The 5524-nt window shown below is 44.9% G+C and carries 6 protein-coding genes; all 6 read right to left on the minus strand.

Translation table 11 applies throughout. The features are described from left to right. Window positions 1–285: 285 nt before the first annotated feature. Window positions 286–729, minus strand: a complete 444-nt coding sequence (locus ACLTL4_RS10730; protein ID WP_022118535.1) for an SseB family protein — start codon at window positions 727–729, stop codon at window positions 286–288. 167 nt (window positions 730–896) lie between these two features. Further along, the gene (locus ACLTL4_RS10735) at window positions 897–1304 is read right to left on the minus strand and encodes a PAS domain-containing protein (protein ID WP_412291370.1); all 408 of its coding nucleotides are present in this window, start codon (window positions 1302–1304) and stop codon (window positions 897–899) included. After that, window positions 1291–2649 carry an MATE family efflux transporter gene (locus ACLTL4_RS10740; protein WP_412291371.1) on the minus strand — a complete coding sequence of 453 codons (1359 nt, stop codon included), beginning with the start codon at window positions 2647–2649 and terminating at the stop codon, window positions 1291–1293. Before ACLTL4_RS10740 ends, ACLTL4_RS10735 begins: the two co-directional genes overlap by 14 nt. Window positions 2650–2652: 3 nt before the next feature. After that, a complete protein-coding gene (locus ACLTL4_RS10745; protein WP_412291372.1) occupies window positions 2653–3480 on the minus strand; it encodes a TrmH family RNA methyltransferase in 828 nt (275 codons plus the stop codon). Between the two features lie 127 nt (window positions 3481–3607). Further along, window positions 3608–4927 (minus strand): MATE family efflux transporter, encoded by a 1320-nt coding sequence (locus tag ACLTL4_RS10750; RefSeq protein ID WP_243867601.1) that lies wholly within the window; start codon window positions 4925–4927, stop codon window positions 3608–3610. A gap of 65 nt (window positions 4928–4992) precedes the next feature. Continuing rightward, window positions 4993–5524 (minus strand): fibronectin type III domain-containing protein (locus ACLTL4_RS10755; RefSeq protein ID WP_412291373.1); only part of this gene is annotated, 532 nt, incomplete at its 5' end.

A 5524-nucleotide genomic window follows, 5' to 3' on the forward strand; every position in this document is an offset into this window, starting at 1 on the left:
AAATGGGGAGAAATTTCTCATTTTAACTTGTACTAAATCTTGACATAGGACCATATCTTTGTATTTGATAATGGTATAGGATGGAAAATTGCTTTAATTGTTATTGGATTGGGTTGGCTCATATCTGCAATTTCTGGCTTTATGAGCAATTTGAAAAAATGAAAATTGGAAGTTGGGGAGTGTAAAACAAAGTGCGTAAGCTTTGAAATTTTATTTTCTCAACTTACACACTTTATTTTACACTCCCACAGAAACCATTCTGCAGCTCTTAATCTTGTCATCCAGTTATCTTTTCGCACCTTCTATGATCTGGATCAGGTTTTTATCCAGCTGGATCGTCCGGTTCCATGGATTGATGATGACTCCTGCGATTTCCGGTACGGTCAGAGCGGATGCAAACAATTTATCGATATTTGCCAGGAAGGTGGATTTTACGCTTCCGCCGCCTTTTAATTCTTCTTCAAAGCTTGTAAATGCTGCCCACCACGCTTTTCCATCAGCGGTCTTTATCGCCTGCACCCGGATCTGACCGTCTCCGGTCGGCGGTTCTACTGCCACGATAAACTGTCCGTTTTCCTGCATACGCCTGCGGATTACCGTCAGGGTATGTGCCAGCATTTCCTGTGTCGGTTCCTGCTGAAGTGCCGCGATGGCTTCTTCTATTTTTTCGTTTCCACACAGTCCGGCATCGACTGTTTCGTTCTGTTTTTTATTTTTATGATCTGCCATATATTCCTCTTTTCATCTGTGCCAAGCGGATATTCGCAATCCACCAATGCTTATATCAAATCAGATAGGCGATTGAATCCCGCCACTGATACAAACTTGTTACTCGCCGTCTACGGAGGCGGAAGTCATCTTACATCTGATATATTCTGCCTGCAATTCCTGCATTTTCAGACTTCTGACTTTGAAGTCATATGATACTTTTCCATGTTTTCTTTATTGCGATATTCATGTTTCTCATAATATCCGATCAGTTTTTTATCTGCATCACGAAGTGCCACCATATATACATCTTTGTTCTGTTTTTCATTATGAGATGTATATATGAGATTGTTTTCTTCGCTTTTGGCAAACCATGCAACGACTTCTTTGATTTTTTCGTTGGAATGTGCCCCGTGGCAGTCCAGAAGGCTTTTGCCAAGCAGTTCTGCTCCGCCATACTTATGATAATTGGCAGCTGCCGCCGGATTCATATAAATGATTTTGTGATCCAGGCTGCAGATCACAACAGCTGCACGATCCTGATCGATAATACTTTTAAAATATGCCCCTAATTCCATAATATCATCCTTTCTCATCCAATCTCCTGCTACGCAGATACACCAGAATCCCCACCGCATCCGCAAGGAACCATCCGATCGGAATGGATACCCAGATTCCTGTCACACCAAGCCACGAGATTTTGGAGAGGGTGTAAGACAGCAGCACTCTTGTTCCAAGGGAAATGACCGTGAGCACCACCGACATGTTCGGGCGGTTCACGGCACGGTAATAGCCATAGAGCATAAACAAAATACCGATTCCGACATAACAGGCTCCTTCGATTCTTAAATACTGCACGCCGACTGCAATGATCTCCCTGCTCGTCTCGGAAACAAACAGCTGCATCAGCGGCTGTGCCAGAACAAAGACACCGCAGCTGATCACAATGCAGAACAGGATCACGCTGATCACTGACTGGCGGATCCCCTGACGGATACGTTCTTTCTTTCCGGCTCCGTAGTTTTGGGCTACAAAGACGGAAAATGCATTTCCGAAATCACCGACCGGCATATATGCGATCGTGTCGATCTTGACTGCCACGGCAAATGCTGCCATAATGGTCGCTCCGAAGCTGTTGACAATTCCCTGCACGACCAGAATACCGAAATTCATCACGGACTGCTGCAGACAGGTAAAACCGGAAAGTGACATGATCTGTTTTAAGTTTTCACGGTTCCATTTCATATCTTTTCTGCTGATATGGTATTCCGGATAACGCACCAGAAAATACAGCAGAATACCGACTCCGGAAACATACTGTGCGATCACGGTCGCAACGGCCGCACCTTTGATCCCCATGTGCAAAACCAGCACAAAGTATAAATCCAGAAAAATATTTAAGATCACGGAAATTCCAAGGAAAAAAAGCGGTGTGACGGAATTTCCGATTCCACGCAGTACGTTTGCAACATAATTATATAAAAAAGTGGCAAAAAATCCGATAAAGACATAAAAAAGATATTCCCGCATCGCCGTTGTCGTTTCCTGCGGCACCTGAAGTAGACGGATCATCGGATTCATCCAGATATAAATGATCCCGGTCAGGATCACCTCCAGTGAGCCGATCACAACCGCAGAAATAAAAATGCCGTTTCGGATCAGATCCTGATCTTTTTTGCCATAAGCCATCGATAAAAATGCACTGCTTCCAAGACAAAGCCCGATGACAATCGATGTCAGAAAGGTCATTAACGTGTAAGACGAACCGACGGCTGCCAGTGCATTATCTCCGATATAATGGCCGACCACCCAGGTATCGACCAGGTTGTAGAGCTGCTGAAGCACATTTCCAAGCATCAGCGGAACCGCAAATTTCCACAGGCTCGAGGTGATGTTTCCGACCGTCAGATCTATATTTTTTGTTTTCCTCTGTTTTCCCATTTCTTACTTTTCTTTTCTCAGCTGCCAGAATGCTACGGCACTTGCAGCTGCCACATTTAAAGAATCCACGCCATGCGACATTGGTATTTTGACGGTGTAATCGCAGTCTGCGATCGTCCGGGATGTCAGACCGTCTCCTTCTGTTCCAAGGAGGATAGCAAGCTTTTCTTCTTTCTGCAAAATCGGATCATCGATGCGGATCGAATCACCGCTTAAGGCAAGTGCCGCCATTTTAAATCCCATTTTGTGTAAAAGCTGAATCCCTCCTTCCGGCCAGGAAACGGAGTTATCCACAAAAGTCCACGGAATCTGGAAAACTGTCCCCATACTGACGCGGATCGCCCGCCGGTAAAGTGGATTGCTGCATGCCGGTGTCAGCAGAACCGCATCCATGTGCATTGCTGCCGCCGATCGAAAAATCGCCCCGATATTAGTCGGATTGACCACTTCTTCCAGCACCGCAATGCGTTTTGCATTTTCACAGATTTCCCTCATGGACGGAAGTTTCCGGCGATGCATCGCACAGAGCATGCCACGCGTCAGTTTAAAACCGGTGATCTTTGTGAGCACATCAAATTCTGCCGTATACACCGGGATCTGCCCGCAACGTTTTATGATCTGTTTTGCTTCTCCTTCGACGTGTTTCTTTTCCACCAGAATAGAAATCGGCTCGTACCCCGCATCCAGTGCCCGCTCCACTACTTTCGGACTTTCTGCGATAAAAATCCCGTCTTCTTGATTTGCACGGTTTAAAAGCTGGATTTCTTTTGTTCTTGCATATACGTCCAGTTTCGGATCTTCAAAATCCGTAATTTCTATGATATCTGACAATTTTGCGGTCTCCTTTATCAAGAATGGCTCCGACATTCTTGCTGCGGGATGCACGTCATGCATCGCATGATATATTCTTCTGTGCACCTCTGCAATCTGCCGGAGGCTATATCAGATGGGAGTTTTCTCACATCTGATGTATCTTTTTCCTTACAAAATAAAAGCAGATCACCTGCATAATGATCGTGAACAGCCAGGAACCCGGATACGAAATAAACAGCACATACAAAGAACGATGATGCGGAAAAATCCCAAAAATCCATACCACTCGCATACCTACGGTACCGATAATCGAAAGAATCATCGGTACGGCAGAATAGCCCATGCCTCTGAGTGCTCCCGGAAACAGATCCATGATACCGCACAAAAAATACGGCACAGTCGTGATCGATAAAATTTCCATTCCGCAGCGGATAACTTTCTCTTCTTCTGTGTAGATCCGAAGAATCTCCGGTCCGAGAAGATAAGAACCGCATCCAAGCACTCCGGCAACAACAACCGTCAGGATCAGGCAGTCGATCAACACTTTATCCATACGTTTGTATTTGCCGACACCATAATTCTGGCTTGTGAAACTCATGCATGCCTGCGTGATCGAATTGACTGCCGCATAGAGAAATCCCAGTATATTATTGGCCGCCGTATAACCTGCCATGGCGGTAGAACCAAAGGAATTGACCGATGACTGCAAAAGTACGTTAGAAAAATTGATGATCATGCTCTGGATCCCTGCCGGGATTCCGACCTGAAAAATCTGCTTCAGATAAACGCCTTTGATCTGCAGTTTTGAAAAACGGAGCTGGTAGCTGCCTTCCGATTTATACAGGCACCATAATACCAGGATGCAGGAGATCAGCTGTGAGATCACCGTAGCGATCGCCACGCCTTCCACTGCCATATGACAGTAAATAACGAGCAGCATATTCAATGCTGCGTTGATCAGTCCGGAGATGATCAGAAAAAGAAGCGGCCGCTTCGTATCTCCGATCGCTCGAAGGATCGCCGCCCCGTAGTTATAGAGCATAAAAAACGGCATGCCCATAAAATAAATCCGCATATACAGCGTAGACTGATCAATGACATCATCCGGCGTTCCCATCAATTCCAGTGCACCTCTCGCAAACAGAACACCGACAAATGCCATGATCACACCGCTGACCATCGCTAGCGTGATCGAAGTATGTACTGTTTCCGACATTTCTTTTGATTTGCCCATCGCATAAAACCTTGCCGCCAGTACATTTGCCCCAAGCGAAATACCGATAAAAAGATTGGTGAAAACATTGATCAGGGCGGTGGTTGAACCAACCGCCGCCAATGCCTGTTTCCCACTGAATCTTCCCACTACGATGATGTCCACTGCATTGAACATCAGCTGCAGAATACCGGATAACATCAGCGGGAGTGAAAACGAAATTAATTTGTCCATGATACTTCCATTGCACATATCAATTTCATATTTACTGTTTTTCAAAACAAAAACCTTCCTTCTTTACTGCTCATATTACTTTGTCATTTCTTTTTTACTGCGGACCATCTTCCTTTTGTTGTTCCGTTTACGCCTCGTACACGGACATAATACTTCTTATTTTTCTTTAAACCTTTGATCGTATATTTCAGTTTTGTGGTCGTTTTGGATTTTGCTTTTTTAAATTTCTTGTTGGTCGCATACTGAATCTGATATTTCTTCGCATTTTTTACTTTTTTAAACTGAACCTGAATCTTCGTTTTAGATCTCTTTAAGCTAATCTTTGGCTTGCCGACTTTTATCGTCTGCTGCGGCTTTGTCTGAGTATCCTCTGTTTTATCTGTGTTTGAATTGTCCGGTTTTGGATCAAATCCCCAGTCCCAGTCGATATTACCATCACCCCAGGAAATATTACCTCCGGTGTTTCCGCCGTTATTTCCGCCGTTATTCTCTCCGGTATTTCCACCATTGTTTCCGCCGGTATTCTCTTCCAGACTTCCGCCGGTTTCTTTGCTTACCTCGTGAACTACCCATTGTCTAAAGCCAATGGGCTTCCTGCTTCGCAGACCTCGTAAC

The sequence above is a fragment of the Hominisplanchenecus sp. genome, from assembly GCF_046967715.1.
Lineage (GTDB): Bacteria > Bacillota > Clostridia > Lachnospirales > Lachnospiraceae > Hominisplanchenecus > Hominisplanchenecus faecis.